This is a genomic window from Segatella copri (assembly GCF_026015625.1).
GTDB classification, from domain to species: Bacteria; Bacteroidota; Bacteroidia; order Bacteroidales; family Bacteroidaceae; genus Prevotella; species Prevotella copri_H.
On record NZ_JAPDVG010000001.1, the window covers coordinates 3,613,250 to 3,629,272 of the forward strand.

13 protein-coding genes are annotated in these 16,023 nt (G+C 48.2%); 10 read left to right on the forward strand and 3 right to left on the reverse strand.

The annotated features are described in order from the left end of the window. The first annotated feature begins 169 nt into the window (after window positions 1-169). From ONT19_RS14980 to ONT19_RS15015, 8 genes are all read left to right on the forward strand, one after another. Window positions 170-1,081, forward strand: a complete 912-nt coding sequence (locus ONT19_RS14980) for a nucleotidyltransferase (RefSeq protein WP_022120329.1) — start codon at window positions 170-172, stop codon at window positions 1,079-1,081. Window positions 1,082-1,096: 15 nt separating this feature from the next. Further along, complete coding sequence (locus ONT19_RS14985) at window positions 1,097-2,131, forward strand: DHH family phosphoesterase (RefSeq protein WP_437183487.1); 1,035 nt, start codon at window positions 1,097-1,099, stop codon at window positions 2,129-2,131. Window positions 2,132-2,294: 163 nt separating this feature from the next. Further along, window positions 2,295-2,993 carry a DUF4827 domain-containing protein gene (locus ONT19_RS14990; protein WP_118151588.1) on the forward strand — a complete coding sequence of 233 codons (699 nt, stop codon included), beginning with the start codon at window positions 2,295-2,297 and terminating at the stop codon, window positions 2,991-2,993. 20 nt (window positions 2,994-3,013) lie between these two features. Beyond that, window positions 3,014-4,405 (forward strand): phosphoglucosamine mutase, encoded by a 1,392-nt coding sequence (gene glmM / locus ONT19_RS14995; protein WP_203055442.1) that lies wholly within the window; start codon window positions 3,014-3,016, stop codon window positions 4,403-4,405. Window positions 4,406-4,656: 251 nt separating this feature from the next. Beyond that, window positions 4,657-5,580 (forward strand): hypothetical protein, encoded by a 924-nt coding sequence (locus ONT19_RS15000; protein ID WP_264953240.1) that lies wholly within the window; start codon window positions 4,657-4,659, stop codon window positions 5,578-5,580. A gap of 39 nt (window positions 5,581-5,619) precedes the next feature. After that, on the forward strand, window positions 5,620-6,123 hold the full coding sequence (locus ONT19_RS15005; protein ID WP_218435482.1) for a S24/S26 family peptidase: 504 nt from the start codon (window positions 5,620-5,622) through the stop codon (window positions 6,121-6,123). A 13-nt stretch (window positions 6,124-6,136) separates the two neighbouring features. Continuing rightward, window positions 6,137-6,403: a PqqD family protein gene (locus tag ONT19_RS15010; RefSeq protein WP_118415655.1), complete on the forward strand. Its 267-nt coding sequence runs from the start codon at window positions 6,137-6,139 to the stop codon at window positions 6,401-6,403. Further along, entirely contained in the window at window positions 6,400-8,064 is a 1,665-nt protein-coding gene (locus ONT19_RS15015) for an ABC transporter ATP-binding protein (RefSeq protein ID WP_264953241.1), read from the forward strand. The genes ONT19_RS15010 and ONT19_RS15015 overlap by 4 nt, the downstream gene beginning before the upstream one ends. A gap of 685 nt (window positions 8,065-8,749) precedes the next feature. On the opposite strand, the gene ONT19_RS15020 is transcribed toward ONT19_RS15015, so the two are convergent. Beyond that, a complete protein-coding gene (locus tag ONT19_RS15020; RefSeq protein ID WP_234564652.1) occupies window positions 8,750-9,133 on the reverse strand; it encodes a hypothetical protein in 384 nt (127 codons plus the stop codon). Window positions 9,134-9,491: 358 nt separating this feature from the next. Here ONT19_RS15020 and ONT19_RS15025 point away from each other — a divergent pair, with 358 nt between their 5' ends. Both ONT19_RS15025 and ONT19_RS15030 read left to right on the forward strand, forming a co-directional pair. Next, on the forward strand, window positions 9,492-10,886 hold the full coding sequence (locus tag ONT19_RS15025) for a hypothetical protein (RefSeq protein ID WP_264953242.1): 1,395 nt from the start codon (window positions 9,492-9,494) through the stop codon (window positions 10,884-10,886). 21 nt (window positions 10,887-10,907) lie between these two features. Next, window positions 10,908-13,394 (forward strand): C10 family peptidase, encoded by a 2,487-nt coding sequence (locus ONT19_RS15030; RefSeq protein WP_264953243.1) that lies wholly within the window; start codon window positions 10,908-10,910, stop codon window positions 13,392-13,394. A 60-nt stretch (window positions 13,395-13,454) separates the two neighbouring features. Here the strand turns inward: ONT19_RS15030 and ONT19_RS15035 are convergent, their stop codons facing one another. Further along, window positions 13,455-14,513, reverse strand: coding sequence for a YncE family protein (locus tag ONT19_RS15035; protein WP_264953244.1), 1,059 nt, complete (start codon window positions 14,511-14,513; stop codon window positions 13,455-13,457). 13 nt (window positions 14,514-14,526) lie between these two features. Beyond that, the gene (locus ONT19_RS15040) at window positions 14,527-15,816 is read right to left on the reverse strand and encodes a hypothetical protein (protein ID WP_264953245.1); all 1,290 of its coding nucleotides are present in this window, start codon (window positions 15,814-15,816) and stop codon (window positions 14,527-14,529) included. Between the last annotated feature and the right edge of the window lie 207 nt (window positions 15,817-16,023).

A 16,023-nucleotide genomic window follows, 5' to 3' on the forward strand; every position in this document is an offset into this window, starting at 1 on the left:
GTCCGGAAATAAGTCTGATATGTGTTACAGATAGTGCATAAAAGGACAAAAATTGATATTAATCAAAAAAAAATAGGAAAACGTGCGGTTAACTGCATTTTTTTTGTTACTTTTGCATCGTTATTTTTTTAATAACTATCAACTATTAATAAATAAAAGTATAGACAAAATGAAACCTACGTTATTGCTTTTGGCTGCCGGTATGGGTAGCCGTTATGGTGGTTTGAAACAGCTTGATGGTCTGGGTCCTAATGGTGAGACTATCATGGACTACAGCATCTATGATGCTATTCAGGCTGGTTTCGGAAAGATCGTATTCGTTATCCGCAAGGACTTCGAAGATCAGTTCCGTGAGAAGATTCTTTCAAAGTATGAGGGTCATATTCCTGCAGAGCTTTGCTTCCAGGCATTGGATGATCTCCCAGAGGGATTCTCTGTTCCAGAAGGTCGTGAGAAACCATGGGGTACAAACCATGCTGTCCTGATGGCAAAGGATATCATCAAGGAACCTTTCTGCGTAATCAACTGCGATGACTTCTACAACCGCGATTGCTTCATGGTAATCGGCAAGTTCCTCTCTGAACTTCCAGAGGGCAGCAAGAACCGTTACGCCATGGTAGGTTTCCGTGTAGGTAATACCTTGAGTGAGAATGGTACCGTAGCTCGCGGCATCTGCTCTAAGGATGCTGATGAGAACCTTACTACCTGTGTAGAGCGTACCGAGATCATGCGTATTGACGGTAAGGTATCTTACAAGGACGAGCAGGGCGAGTGGGTTGCTGTTGGCGACAATACTCCTGTTTCCATGAACGTTTGGGGCTTCACACCTGATTACTTCCAGCATAGTGAGGAGTACTTCAAGGAGTTCTTGAGTGATCCTAAGAATATGGAAAACAAGAAGGCTGAGTTCTTCATCCCATTGATGGTCAACAAGCTCATCAATGAGGGTACAGCTACCGTTAAGGTGCTCGATACTACCAGCAAGTGGTTTGGTGTAACTTATGCAGCCGACCGCCAGAGTGTTGTTGATAAGATCCAGCATCTTATCGATGAGGGTGTTTATCCTAACAAGCTCTTCTAATTTAATGTGATGGATATAAACATTAATATATTGACAGATCAGGAAGCCGCTATTCTCCGAGAGACGATAGCGGCTTCTCATCGTATTGTCGTCTGTGCACATAAGTCGCCAGACGGTGATGCCGTCGGCTCTTCTTTGGGATGGGCTGGTTATCTTCGCTCTTTGGGCAAGAAAGTTGACATTTGTGTGCCGGATATGATACCGGATTCTATTTCCTGGTTGCCTGGAGCTGCCGGTATCCTGCGATATGACAGACAGCCTGAACTGGTGCAGCGAGCTTTCGATGAAGCCGATCTGGTATGCTGTGTTGACTTTAGCAGTGAGGGACGTCTTGATGAGATGGATCATTTATTGTTGGGTTGCAAGACTCAGCGTGTCATCATCGACCACCATCTGTCTCCTAATCTTGAGGCTAAGCTGCTGGTTTCGCAGCCACATGCCAGCAGTGCCAGCGACCTGGTATTCCGTGTAGTCTGGCAGTTGGGAGGTTTCCCACAGATGGATCAGACCTGGGCTACCTGCATCTATTGCGGCATGATGACCGATACGGGCGGTTTCACCTATAATTCTACCCAGCCTTATATCTATTACATCATCTGCTTGCTGCTTACCAAGAACATCGACAAGGATAAGATTTACCGTAATGTCTTCAATAATGCCCGCATTCCGGCAGTCCGGTTCCGTGGCTATCTGATGAATGAAAAGTTGCAGGTAGTAGAGGGACTTCATGCCAGTTTCTATACCGTGACCCGTAAAGAGTTGAAGAAGTATGACTTTATCAAGGGCGATCTGGAAGGATTGGTGAACGTACCTCTTACCATCAAGGGACACAAACTCTCCATTTCTCTTCGTGAAGATACGGATATAGACAATCGCATATTGGTAAGTCTCCGTTCGGTAGACGATTTCCCATGCAATAAGATGGCAGCCGAGTTCTTCAATGGTGGCGGTCATCGCAATGCTTCTGGCGGCAAATTGCTTTGCAGCATACAGGAGGCAGAGCAGATAGCACTGAAGGCTATCCTGGCATACGCCGATATGCTGAAGTAGCCGTTTTTTTCCTTAGAAATGACGAAAAAGACAGAAAACAACCCCGTTTTGAGGCAATAGGATGATAATAAGTGATAAATAATAATAAAATCAACCTATTCCTCTCGGTGTTGTCTTATCTTTTTTGTACCTTTGCCCAATAAATCAGATTTTAAAAAGAAGAATGAAGAAATTTTTGTTTGCAATGATTGCTTTTGCGGCTGTTTTATCGTTTGCCGCATGCAATGATAGTGAGACTTATAAGGACATGCGCGACAGAGAGCTCGATTCTATCAGCTCTTTCTTGCGTAAGGAAAATATTAAGGTCATCTCTGAGGATGAGTTCAACAGACGTTGGAAAAATAATGAGAAACTGACGGATACAGCAAAGAACAACAACGAATGGGTACTTTTCAACAGTAACGGTATCTACATGCAGGTGATTGACCAGGGATGTGGCGACTATATCAAGAAAGGTACATCGGTAGATGTATTGGTCCGCTTTGATGAGTATAACCTTTCGTATGCTGCTGAAATGAGCGATAAGTGTCTCACGCTTTCAAACAAAGTTCCTGCTTATTCCTATTATGTAGATAAGATAAGCGTTACCAATACTTCCGGTACATTCACCGGTTCTTTCGTAGATCCTTCAGCTAGTCTGATGGCCAATACATATAATTCATCCAATTATGGCAGTGTAAGTTCTACCGTGCCTAGCGGCTGGCTCATACCATTCACCTGGATTAAGATAGGCAGACCGAAGACTGATGATGAACGCATCGCTCATGTCCGCCTGCTCGTACCTCACTCTTACGGTACCACATCGGCATCGGGCAGTGTGCAGGCATGTGTCTACGACATGACTCTGCAGAAAGGAAGATAAACATAAAAAGAGATATATTTATGACACTGATTAAGTCAATTTCTGGTATCCGCGGTACTATCGGCGGTCCAGCGGGCGATACTTTGAATCCGCTCGATATCGTAAAGTTCACTTCAGCATACGCTACCTTCATTCGCCGTAGCGGTGCTTCAGAGAGTAATACCATCGTTGTAGGCCGTGATGCACGCATCTCTGGCGAGATGGTAAAGAATGTGGTTTGTGGAACCCTCATGGGCATGGGCTACGATGTGCTGAACATCGGTCTGGCTACTACTCCTACCACCGAACTTGCTGTTACCATGAGTGGTGCGGCCGGCGGTATCATCATCACAGCTTCTCACAACCCACGTCAGTGGAATGCCCTCAAGCTCCTCAACGAGAAGGGTGAGTTCCTCACAGCAGCTAATGGTAACGAGGTGCTGGGTATCGCAGAGAAGGAAGACTTCGACTATGCGGATGTGGATCATCTCGGAAAATATACTGAAGACAATACCTTCAACAAGCGCCATATCGACTCCGTACTTGCTTTGAAGCTCGTAGATGTCGAAGCAATCAAGAATGCCCACTTCAAGGTTTGTGTAGATTCCATCAACTCTGTTGGTGGCGTTATACTTCCTGAGTTGCTCGATGCGCTCGGGGTAGCATATACTTTCCTCAATGGTCAGCCTACAGGCGACTTCGCTCATAATCCGGAGCCATTGGAGAAGAACCTCGGTGGTATCATGGATGAGTTGAAGAAGGGTGGCTACGATATGGGTATCGTTGTAGACCCTGATGTTGACCGTCTGGCTTTCATCTGCGAAGATGGCAAGATGTTTGGCGAAGAGTATACCTTGGTAAGTGTGGCAGATTACGTGTTGAGCAAGACTCCAGGCAATACCGTCAGCAACCTTTCATCTACCCGTGCCCTCCGTGATGTTACAGAGAAGCATGGTGGCAAGTACACTGCAGCTGCTGTAGGCGAGGTGAATGTAACTACCAAGATGAAGGATGTTCACGCTGTTATCGGTGGTGAAGGCAATGGTGGAGTTATCTATCCAGAGAGCCATTACGGTCGTGATGCCCTCGTTGGCATCGCCCTCTTCCTGAGCAGTCTGGCTCACAAGGGCTGCAAGGTGAGCGAGCTCCGTGCCAGCTTCCCTAACTATTTCATCGCAAAGAACCGCATCGACCTCACTCCATCTACCGATGTAGATGCAATCCTCGTGAAGGTTAAGGAGATGTATGGTAAGGAGAAGGATGTCACCGTAACAGATATCGATGGCGTCAAGCTCGATTTCCCTGACAAGTGGGTTCACCTCCGCAAGAGTAATACCGAGCCTATCATCCGAGTATATAGCGAGGCCTCTACCATGGAACAGGCTGATGAACTGGGCAAGAAACTCATGCAGGTGGTTTACGATATGCAGTAAGATACTGAATATGAGATCATAAAAAAGAGATGAAGCAACGTAGATTTAGCTTCATCTCTTTTTTTTTGTGCGCCGATTTCCATCTGCAAAACTTCAGTAATTTGAAGAAAGATAGAGAAAGATTTGGCTTTCTCAGATAAAAATCGTATTTTTGTTGCGAAATTGCAGACAATGAGGCCTCTGAGCCTTTGTTGCAGTAATGAAAAACTTGAACCGTTCCTTATAGGGAGCATAAATGAATTTACAGAATAATGGAATCTATTATAAAGCATTATCAGGTAGCCCATGTCGGGTTCAGCCTTTCTTATCCTGATTCCTCTCAGGAGATGATGGCTGTTTTACTGGAGGCTTATCAGGCGTTTGAATGCGATGAACAGGTCGCGTCTGCTGCCCTGACCTCCTTCTCTCTTACCTTGAACGAAAGCGGGGAAGAACTGAGGAAACCTGCCGGTTTCAAGGAGGAATGCAGACAGGATGAGGAGGGACAGCTCATTATCAGCGGTAGTCTGGGAGAGAAGCAGAAGGCGTTCCTGATGGCAATGACTGATATGAAATCGATACTGGTTACAGGTCATGATTATCAGCATTCCAGTCTTCTGGTTCCTGCTGGCACCTTCAGCCAGAAGTCGGCTTTCGGATCCCTCAAGGCAACCGTTGACACCTCGCTGATGCTGCTCTATGCCATGCGTTCGGCTGCCGGAGATACACTCCTGTTTCATTCTTCTACCGTAGTAAAGGAGGGAAAGGCTTATCTCTTCCTGGGCAAGAGCGGAACGGGCAAGAGTACGCATTCCGGACTGTGGCTCAAATATATCGAGGGTACCCGACTGCTCAATGATGATAACCCGGTGGTATATATATCGCACGAAGGAACGCCCATGGTGAGTGGCTCGCCTTGGAGCGGAAAGACACCTTGCTATAAGAACGAGGAATATCCGATAGGGGCAATTGTCCAATTGCGCCAGGCACCAGAGAATAAAATCAGAAAACAGACCGTCATAGAGTCTTATGTGTCTATCAAGACTTCTGTTTCCGGCAAGGCATGGGAGAAGGAAATTGCAGATGGCCAGCATCAAACGATAGAGAAGCTGATCGGGGCTACCCGGCTTTATCTGCTCGACTGTCTGCCTGATGCCGGTGCAGCCCTCCTTTGCAGTCAGACCATCAGTCAGTAAAACCAACCGTCGGGTAAAAACCAATCGTACAATAGAAAGATGAATACATCCGATTCAAAATATAAGGCAATAGCCGCGCTCGAGCTATTCATCCGTGAAGGTCGTCCTGTCAAGTTTCCGGTCAAAGGAACCAGCATGCTTCCCTTTATCGTAGGTGATAGAGATTGCGTAGAATTCTATCCGGTAGAAGGCGAGTTGAAGGTGGGCGATATCGTGATGGCGAGGGTAGAAGAAGGCTATCCGGTGGTGCATCGCATCATCGGGATAGAGCCTGTTGCAGGAGCAGCTTCCCCCGCATCCTTTTCTGCAGATGATTGCCGTATCGTGCTGACGGGCGATGGAAATCTCGGTTTTAAGGAGCATTGCCTGCGCAAGGATGTCATTGCGAAGGCGCATGCTGTCATCTGCCCCGACGGCAGCCGCAAGAGTCTCATCTCGCAGAAAGCGCTCAGAAACTGGCACAGATGGCAGAGGTTGAGGCCTGTGCGTAGGGTCTTGCTTAAAATAATCAAGCTCTATATCCGTTTATCATATAAAAACTAAAAAACAAGATACAATGAAGATCAAGAAAGATTTCAAGCTCCGCGAAATTTGCGGTGAGTATGTGGTAACAGCCGAAGGTATGCAAGCTGTAGACTTTACCAAGTTGATTAGTCTCAACGAAACAGCTGCGTTTCTTTGGAAGGCGGCTGAGAAACAGGGTGAATTTACGATAGCTTCGTTGGCTCAGGCTCTGTGCGATGAGTATGATGTAGTCATGGCTCAGGCAGAAAAAGACTGCGAGGCGATTATTGCTCAGTGGCAGAAAGAGGGACTGGTATGAGGAAGTATGCACTATGGTTTTTCCGCCAGATGTCTGCTGTCCGTGGACGTTTGCTGTTGCGCATCATCGCCGGTCTTCTGCAGGTAGCATTAGGCTTGTGGCTCGTCTGGCTGTGTCGCCGGTTCATCGATGTGGTGATCTTGCGTGGCAATGTGCTGCGCGAAACCATCGTGCTTTTTTCTGTCATCGCCCTGCTGATAGCCCTTCGCCAGCTGGTATTCTATCTTTCCGGCATCACCGAGGTTATCCTCCAGAATGATATGCGTAGCCGCCTCTTCCGGTTTGTGCTGGGCAGGAAACTCTATGCCGTTAAGCATCAGGCTGAGGCTGGTTCCGGAAAGCCTGCTTCTGATATGCTTTCCGGCGACATCAGCCAGCGTTTGGAGCGCGATCTCTCATCAGCCTCTTCGGTAGTTACGGATATCCTGCCCACAATCGTAGTCACCCTGGTGCAGCTCTTCGGTGCCTTCTTCCTGATGCGTTCCATCGATTCCATTCTGGCATGGAGTCTTCTGGTGTTGACACCGGTAGTTGCAGTCTGTGCCAAGTATCTCGGCAGCCGACTCAAGAAGATGACGCTGGCGATACGCGAGGAGGAGAGCAGCATACAGATGATGATTCAGGAGACGGTAGAACATGAACTCACCATCAAGACCTTGCAGGCAGAGAGCGCGGTTTCCGGTAGGGTAGGCAGCATGCAGCAGCGTTTGCATCATCTGGTCCGCCGTCGTATCCGTTTTACGTTGATATCCCGTCTGCTCCTGGCTTTCACTTTCAGTTACGGCTATTTCGGAGCCTTTGTCTATGGTGCCATCCAACTCAAGAACGGGTTGATAACCTTTGGTGTGATGACAGCCTTCCTGCAGTTGGTGGGGCAGATACAGAGTCCTATCATGTCGCTCTTGGGCATGATTCCCCAGCTGATTCATGCATCAGCGAGTGTAGACCGGTTGGTAGAAATAGAAAATACCGAGCAGGAGGAATCTCTGGTACAGGCAGATGTTTCTATACCTTTGCAGCGTGCTTGCGGCATCCGTCTTCAGGATGTGAGTTATTCATATCCCGATGAGCGAAAGAAAGTTGTTGTCAGTCATTTCTCTTATGATTTCCGTCCCGCCACATCTGTGGCGATAGTAGGAGAAACCGGTTGTGGCAAGACCACTATCCTGCGCCTGCTGTCGAGTATCATCCAGCCCGATAGCGGAAGGATTGTATTGTATGATGCACAGGGCAAAATGGTAGAAGGAACCAGTATGCGTTCGCATATCGTGTATATAGAGCAGGGTAATACGCTGATGAGCGGAACCATTCGCGATAATCTTCTTCTTGCCAATCCCGTGGCTACCGATGAGCAGCTTACCGAAGCCCTTCATGTAGCCTGTGCCGATTTCGTTTTCAGTTTGCCGACAGGTATGGATACGAAGATAGGAGAGCATGCCACCCGTTTGAGTGGCGGTCAGGCACAGCGCATTGCTATAGCCCGCAGTCTTTTGCGCGAGGGTAATATTCTGTTGCTTGATGAAATCAGCTCATCGCTAGATGCCGAAACCGAGAAGCTTCTTTTCGACCGTCTCTTTACTTCGTATGCCGATAAGACTATTATCTGTGTTACGCATAGGAAGGAGGTGGCAGACAGATGCCAGGAGCAGATACGGCTGTGATGAAATGACCTAACCTCTTTATGCTCTGGGGATAGGTTATCCCCAGCCCTCAGGTAGTATCTGGTAATGTGTAGTGAGAATATCGTGAGGGATAACCCCAAATCGTGATGGATGATAGATGATTACATAAAACTTATTCACGAATACGGCTGCATCGGGTTACAAATATGGCTGCGTGGGGTTACAAATATGGCTGCGTAGGGTTACGAATATGACTGCATCGGGTTACGAATATGACTGCGTAGGGTTACAAATATGACTGCGTAGGCTAACGGAGACGTATCTGTAAGCTTATCGAGACGTCTGCATCAGCCAACAGAGACGTCTGAACTCGCTGACTGAACTACTTGAGTTTCTTGACTGAACTACTTGAGTTTCTTGACTGAACCACTTGAGTTAGCTGACTTAACCACTTGGGTATTCTTCTTCATGTGCTTGAATGTAACCATAAAACTTTTCAACCATACAGGTCGAAATTGTTTCAGCGGGCGAGAGCCCCCTCAAACTTTTACTTTTATTTATGAATCGTCAGCCCGACGCAGTGAAGCGGAGTGCTGTTTTTATAGCATTATAAATACTTTCCCGGAATCTGCTGCAAGGCAAAATCCCCGGAAAGTATAAGCCCCCAGCCTGCTTGCGAAAGTAGGCAGGGGAATTTCTTATCTGTTACCTCTAAGATAATATCTTATTTCAATTTTTCTATCTGTTCCTGGGTAAGACCGGAATACTTCATAATCAGATTGAGGTCAACGCCATCAGCAAGCATATTTCTGGCAATATCAAGGCTTCGCTGGTTCATACCTTTTTCCATACCTTCCGCAAGACCTTCTTGCTTACCTTTCGCCATACCTAATTCCATTCCCTCCTTCATACCCTTTTCCATACCTTCAGCTATACCTTCACGCTTAGCTGTGTCTACGGAATTCTTGATGTCGCGATATGCCATCTTGCTGGTCTCGTACTCCCTCATTTCCTGAGGAGTAAACTTGGCTATCTCGGCTTCCTCGAAGAGGCGGTCGAAGCCGAAATCGGTCAGCAAGCTGATGTATCTTTCTTCTACCTGTTTCATACGCTTTATGTTTTTATTTGTACTGCAAAGATAATGCTAACGAGCGCAGAATATCAAGCTTGCTTGAATATTTTGCCGAGTGCAGTTTATCATCTGCTAAGATACGCTGAATATTTGTAACTTCCAAATTTTTAGGCTGTTTTTTGCTTTGAAGATTATACAGTACTACATGCGAACGGTCGGTTTAAAAGAAAAAATAACGGATATCTGTTAATAAAAGTTTAAGCGTGTCCTGTCTTGGAAAAATTATAGTATATTTGTAGCCGAAAAGACGGGTCGGCGTGACTCGTAGTGATCCATGAGATGACAGAATAAAACAGAAACTCAAAATTAGTAATTATTTAACGAGAAAAACAAGATGAAAAGAACCATTTTAACAGCAGTGTCGCTGCTAATCTTATTCGTATTGCCACCTCATCTTTCTGCCGGGCCACAATCCTGGCAACAGGCGCAGAAAATAGCGGAAAGAATTGGCTGCTGGGCAAAGAATTCGGTGGCGCCTATGACGCCGGGCAACGTATTCCTGAAAATGGGGGATAAGGAAACGGCGGTGCCGCTAAAACTGACCAACTGGGGTGATACCGAGGTGACCAGCATCAGCTATACCTTTTATTATACAGATAAGCAGGTGAGCGAGGGACCTTTCGTGTTGCACTTCGACCAGCCGCTCAAGGAAGGAGAAACGCGAGAGGTAAAAATTCCTATCAAACCGGGCCAGAAACTGGGAAAGGAAGAGGTGCTCTTCAATATCACACAGGTGAACGGACAGTATAACGAGGCTTCGGCGGGATATGCCTATCTTACCTGCTGCACGGTCAACAAGATGCCGCACAAGCGGGTACTGGTAGAAGATTATGCGGGAATGTGGTGCTGGCACTGTCCTATCGGACTGGTGGCTACCGATGCCATAGCGCGTATGTATCCCGACGATGTAGTGGCTGTTTCTGTTCATAAAACTGATGATATCAGCAAGGTTGTATCCCGTTTGGTATACGAAGGCTTGATAGATCGCTATGCCGTAACGGTTCCTGCCGTATGGGTGGCACGTGATAACAAGGCTGCCGGTTTTGACATTACCGATGCTTTCAAGATAGAAAAGAGCAAGGTTACCTACATGAACATGGAGGTGGACGCAGAATGGGATGAGAACGGTAATAACATACGTGTGAAAACCCAGGTAGAACCATGCATGTTGCCTGATGAGGGAGAAACGTTTGCCATAGGCTATGTGATGACTGCCAGCGGACTGAGCGACGACAAATGGCGACAGGAGTCGAATTATGCCGAGTATTCCAGCGACAGTTATAAGGATGCACCCGAAGAGATGAAGTTCTATGCCGATGCTGCCAACTATGTAGAGGGGTGGTCGCAGGTAAAGGGCATGGTGTATAACCATGTAGCGATAGAATCGCAGGGTATGGACAACGGACTGGAGGACTCGAAGATGACCGACTTCCGGGCAGACGAGGTGAAGACGCACTCCACCACTTTTGAGGGTGTAAACAAATACAGCGTGATCCGCGACCGCAGCAAGATAGAGATAGCAGCGGTGCTCTTCAACACCAAGACCGGGAAGATAGAAAATGCTGCCCGCTGCAGTGTGCGCAATCATGGCACTACAGGCATCCGTCCTAACCTTGTTCAGGAGCAGAAAAAACCGGAGGGCATCTACGACATGCAGGGACGCAAGGTGAACGGCAAGCCGACGCCGGGCATCTATATCGTGAACGGCAAGAAAACGGTAATCAGATAATTCTTTTTGACCTGAGATATGATGGATAAGAAATTTTACGCCATAGCCGTATCGGCGATATGTGCTATGAATGTCTATGCCGGACCGGTAGACGTGAACAAGGCGCAGACAATGGCAAAAAAGTTTATCGGAAATCCTGTGAGTGTGGGTCCGTCGGTGGTGAAAAGCCGCGGAACCCGTACTTCAGAACCATCGCTCCACCTCTTCAACAACCAGGATGGTGAAGGCTTCGTCATCGTGGCGGGTGATGACCGGGTAGGCGGGGTACTGGGATATAGCGACAGGGGAAGACTGGATGCTGAAAATATGTCGGCTCCGATGAAAAAACTCCTGGAGCGATATGCACGGGTGGTGGAGCTGGTGAAGGTAGACAGCATCAGCGTGACGCCGGTTTATGCCAAACCGCCGAAGGCATCGGTAAAACCGCTCGTCAGTGCGGAGTGGAGCCAGGATTATCCTTATAACTACTATACCCCGCGCAGCAGCACCAGCGGCAAGCCTACCTATACGGGCTGTACCATCACGGCGATGGCACAGGTGCTCTATGCCCACCGCTGGCCTAAGATGAGACCCGAGGGGGTAAACCGGGGTAAGGGTGCCATGGCATACGATTATTATGACTGGGACAACATGCTCGATTCCTACAGCGGAGGAGGGTACAGCGAGGCTCAGGCACAGGCAGTGGGCGTGCTGATGCGCGACTTGGGAAAACTGGCCCAGGCTACCTACGGTGTGCACGGAACCCTCTGTGATGAGGCAAAGTTATGGAATACCCTCGAGAACGATTACAACTGCAATGTGCGCCAGCTGGAGAAGGACAGACTGCCGGGCGGCGAGTTTCTGCAGGCTATCTACCAGGAACTGTCTCTCGGCTGTCCGGTCTTCATGACGGGCGGCGACCATGCCTTTTTATATGATGGCTATGATGAGAACGGACTGGTGCATATAAACTGGGGATGGGCTGGTCTGGACAATGGCTATTTCGACATCAATACAGCAGCGACGGCTGGCGGAGGTTACGGCAGCGACGGCTGTTACTACGAAAACCAGATAGCGCTCTTCGTGCATCCGAACGACGGAATGATAGAACCGCTGCAGCCTAAACCGGTGGTGCTGTCGGTGAACAATGACCAGGGACTGCAGTTTCAGGCGAGTGAAGGAATGACGGTGAAGTCGGTTATTCCGGCGCAGATCAAAGGTGTGGGAGCCCGCAATGTGGCTCAGGATGCCGGAGGCGCCTATACCGGACAGATAGGCATCGGACTCTTTACGCAGGACGGAAAGTGTATGCATGTCTTCGGGCAGTCGGGTATCTTGACTTGGGCTACCTATTATACCAGCTACAATTTCGAATATGACTGGTGGAGGATGGACCTGAATGAGATAGATGGTCTGGCAGACGGCACCTACACTCTGCGACCTTTGGGCCGCCGGCTCCTGGATGCTGACAAGGGTGTTTGGGAAAACTGGAGGCAGATGGTGAATGGCAATTCCGTGCCGATGATTGTAAACCGTGGCGAGGTTACGCTGGTACAGGCAGACAACAAGCCTCACCTGTTGCTTGCGGGAAAACCAGAGGTGCTGGAGCCAGCCTATCAGTACAGCAGCCAGTTGGCAGGCATTCTGCTGAATGTATCTAACCTGAGCCGCTATCAGGCTCGCGGCGAGTTACAGGTGGAACTGGAGGGCACGGGAAATCTGGTGGGTGAAACCTATCAGGTACCGAATGCCTATCTCATCCACATGGTGGCGCAGCGCATGGATACTACCCAGTGGCTCGTGAGGTTCATGACATCCTATTCGGGCCCTACCGGCTCTCATGAGCTCAAGGCAGGCAAGTATCGCATGAAGCTCCGCTTCAACCACAATATCGAGACGAAGAATCCTGGTGTCTACGAGATTCCGGTGCCGGAAGATTTCCTGCTCGAGGTATATCCTAACAACTACGAAGGCAGGGTGACCGTTACATCGGTGAAACTCCTGGATGAAGCGGGCAGTTATGTGCCTTCCCATTACTTCGACCTGGATCAGAAGCCGCAGCTGGTGCTGGGTATGTCGGGCTATATGAAGTATCTGACGCAGGGCAGTCTGCAAACCCGCATGCGCTACCGTCTGGTCAATGTGGCTACGGGCGAGACTGCGTATACGAGCAGCATCAGCAGAGTGAGCATTCCGTGCAACAATGATACGGATCTTACGGGTTCTACCCGCCATACCGTGAATCTTTCTGAGTTGGCAGAGGGCACCTACGAGATACATGTAGATATAGAGCGTGACGGCATGTGGCTGGACCGCTGGAATGCCAATACGTTGCGCCGCCGCATTACGCTCTACCGCAAGGCGCCGACTACAGGCATCACGAAGCCGGCTCTATCGCAGGGCACGGGCAGTGCAGCCGCCTCTTCATCTTCTGATGCAGTATACGGGTTGGATGGCCGCAAACTTACCAAAGTTACCCAGCCGGGCATCTATATCCGGAATGGAAAGAAGGTGGTAATGCGCAAATAATAATTGACAGAAAAAACAGGTAATTGATTCAATAATTTTTAAAATTAGACAACGCTACGGTTATTTCTGTCTTGGCTTGATTTCGTATGCCGGATTGTTGCGGATATCCCAACGGTCTAACTTTGCACCATTGGTGAGTATCAGTTTCTCCTTCTGGTAGGCTATGATGGTCTGCGAAGGAAGGAGGACGCGGTCATCGGCGGTGAAACTGCGCAACGGATTGGCAAAGTTTCTTGCCTGGAAATCGGCGAGACTGTATTCTGCCAACTGTATCTTGCCGTCCTTCAACATTGATACGAAGAACTTATCCTTGTCACCGGTCTTTGAAATGGAACGTAGCTTGAACTCCTGAGAACGGGAAACCTTGAGCGGGGCATAATCCTTTTGCTGGATGATGTCTTCTACTTTCCATGAATAGATGGTTCCCGTGCGAGGGATGAAGGCATAGAGCGAATCGCCAATCACCTCCATATCGTAGGATTCTCCAAGCGGCTCATTACTGCTGCCAATGAAATCGCCACCCGTACTGAGCTTGGCAAATACCTTATTGTTGTTTGCTGCCTCCAGGTTCAGCGCCTCGCGGTCGAAGACTCGGATGTTGGTATACTTTGAGTCGCGCACGAAAACAAGACGAGGGGTTGCGCAAACACAGCCCACCTTCGAAATCATGCTGGCTGGCCAGGAACCTGTGCCCAGACGGCTGAGATATTTGCCCGTTTTCCTGTCGAAGATCTGTACCTCCTGATTTTCGCCGGCAGCCACAAAGAGATGGTCGCCTTCAGCATAAACATCGCGTGCCAGCGTGCGGTCTCCGTTGCTCATGCTGCGCTTGAATTCCAACGTTTCGGCATCGAAGACATCGACACACTTGCCTGCAAAATTCGCCACATACAACTCTTCGCCATCGTGAAAGAGGTTGGCTGCATCCAGCGGTCTGCCACCTAAATCTTCGGCTGTGCGGGAAAGATGTCCGTCCAGATAGAAATGATCTGCCACCTTGATGGTATCTACCGGTTGCGGTACCACTCTGTCTTCCGTTATCTCACGTATTTCTGTCTTATCGCAGGAAGCTAAAGCCAGCATCATTCCTGCTCCTATCATGATCATATTTTTTCTCATATCGTTTCCTCCTTTATTTTGCATGATCTTTAATCGGGTTCTCTGTGAAATATTTCACCAGTCTGCTCTTTTTGTAAAAATCCTCTATGGTCTTCTGCAGTTTGGCATCATCCTTGAAGGTATCATTGATACCACAGTCGCGATACTTGGCATTCTCATCTTTGTGGAAGCCCAGCAGATTGCGGTCGGTATAAGGGAGATCGCCCTTATGGCTCAACCACATGTGCAGCTGCCAGATAAATTCCGGCCATCCTACGTTGACGCCTTCCGGTGTTTTGGCTGGATACGTCATGTTGCTGTCGTGACTATAGTCCATGCAGTGCATGTGCTCGTGGGTAATTGCTTCCCATCCGCTGAACGAACCATAATGGCCATAGAAGTTCCAGTCGGTAACGGTCCAGATGTAGCCGCCGCCCAATCCACCGTATGCCGGACTAGACTGTCCGAGCACGAAGTTTTTCGGTGCCTTGAATCTTTCCATTTCGCTCTGGTATTTCTCGGCAGTGAACGTTACTTTATTGTTGTCGTAGAGATCGCCGCCCATCACCTTCTTGAAGTTTGCCATCACATACTTATATTCCGGAGTGGTCATCATATAGGTATAGTTGGTGACAATCACCACCCATTCGCGGGCGTAGATAGGTTTCATTTCACGGAACTTGTGCGATTCTCCAACCTCTGGAGTCCACCCGTAGTTGGAGAAACTGCAGGTCCATCTGGCGTCAATCTTTTGGAGCATCTTGAAGTGCTCATCATCGCTCACGAGACGTGTCTTCATCCTGTTAAGGTCGAGATACGGGCAGGTGAAACTCACGAAGTTTCCGTTTTTCTTTTTCCAGATATTCCGTCTGCCAACGAATGATGGCTTGAAGGAGAAGCGGGAGAAGGCGGGAATGGATTTAATGAACGCCACCGGAATGTATTCATCCACTTCCGGGATATACATCTCGAGTGTTACGTTGGAGACTGGTTTTGCCGACCAACTGGTGATGACGAGCGATTCATCCTCAGTAGATTTCTTAACATTGATGAGGTTGTCTGTCTGGAAGGTGTAATCCGGTTTGTCTACGATTTCAGTTGATGGGTCAGATAGATTCAGGATGTGTTTAGCCCGTTCTGCCGGCAACTTTTCGAAAACCACCGTATCCTTTTTGAAATCTTCCTGAAACGGTTTTTCAATGTCGTTGTACACGATCTGGTCTTCATAATCGGTGGAGCAGGATGCCATCAGGGTCATCGCTGCCACGAGTGTGGTTCCAGCAGCCAGTGCCGGAATCTTTCGATGTTTTTTCTGCTTCATCATTTTGAGTTTTTACTGTTAAAATACTTACTATGAAAAATAGGATGCAAAGATAAGAATAAATATTGGTTTGTCCAAATAATCATGCTGTTATATTTTTGAAAAATCTCTTTTTTTTCAAAGAAAAGTTGTATATTTGCAGAAAACTTTCTGGATGATGGCAAAGTGTAGCTAATCTGATATTTCCAGAAGGTGGCGTAATTAACTCAA

What these genes read in the sequence shown, in the direction of transcription:
- ONT19_RS14980 (WP_022120329.1), top strand. Translation starts at nt 170, where the DNA reads ATGAAACCTACGTTATTGCTTTTGGCTGCCGGTATGGGTAGCCGTTAT.
- ONT19_RS14990 (WP_118151588.1), top strand. Translation starts at nt 2,295, where the DNA reads ATGAAGAAATTTTTGTTTGCAATGATTGCTTTTGCGGCTGTTTTATCG.
- glmM (WP_203055442.1), top strand. Translation starts at nt 3,014, where the DNA reads ATGACACTGATTAAGTCAATTTCTGGTATCCGCGGTACTATCGGCGGT.
- ONT19_RS15000 (WP_264953240.1), top strand. Translation starts at nt 4,657, where the DNA reads ATGGAATCTATTATAAAGCATTATCAGGTAGCCCATGTCGGGTTCAGC.
- ONT19_RS15005 (WP_218435482.1), top strand. Translation starts at nt 5,620, where the DNA reads ATGAATACATCCGATTCAAAATATAAGGCAATAGCCGCGCTCGAGCTA.
- ONT19_RS15010 (WP_118415655.1), top strand. Translation starts at nt 6,137, where the DNA reads ATGAAGATCAAGAAAGATTTCAAGCTCCGCGAAATTTGCGGTGAGTAT.
- ONT19_RS15015 (WP_264953241.1), top strand. Translation starts at nt 6,400, where the DNA reads ATGAGGAAGTATGCACTATGGTTTTTCCGCCAGATGTCTGCTGTCCGT.
- ONT19_RS15020 (WP_234564652.1), bottom strand. Translation starts at nt 9,133, where the DNA reads ATGAAACAGGTAGAAGAAAGATACATCAGCTTGCTGACCGATTTCGGC.
- ONT19_RS15025 (WP_264953242.1), top strand. Translation starts at nt 9,492, where the DNA reads ATGAAAAGAACCATTTTAACAGCAGTGTCGCTGCTAATCTTATTCGTA.
- ONT19_RS15030 (WP_264953243.1), top strand. Translation starts at nt 10,908, where the DNA reads ATGGATAAGAAATTTTACGCCATAGCCGTATCGGCGATATGTGCTATG.
- ONT19_RS15035 (WP_264953244.1), bottom strand. Translation starts at nt 14,513, where the DNA reads ATGAGAAAAAATATGATCATGATAGGAGCAGGAATGATGCTGGCTTTA.
- ONT19_RS15040 (WP_264953245.1), bottom strand. Translation starts at nt 15,816, where the DNA reads ATGATGAAGCAGAAAAAACATCGAAAGATTCCGGCACTGGCTGCTGGA.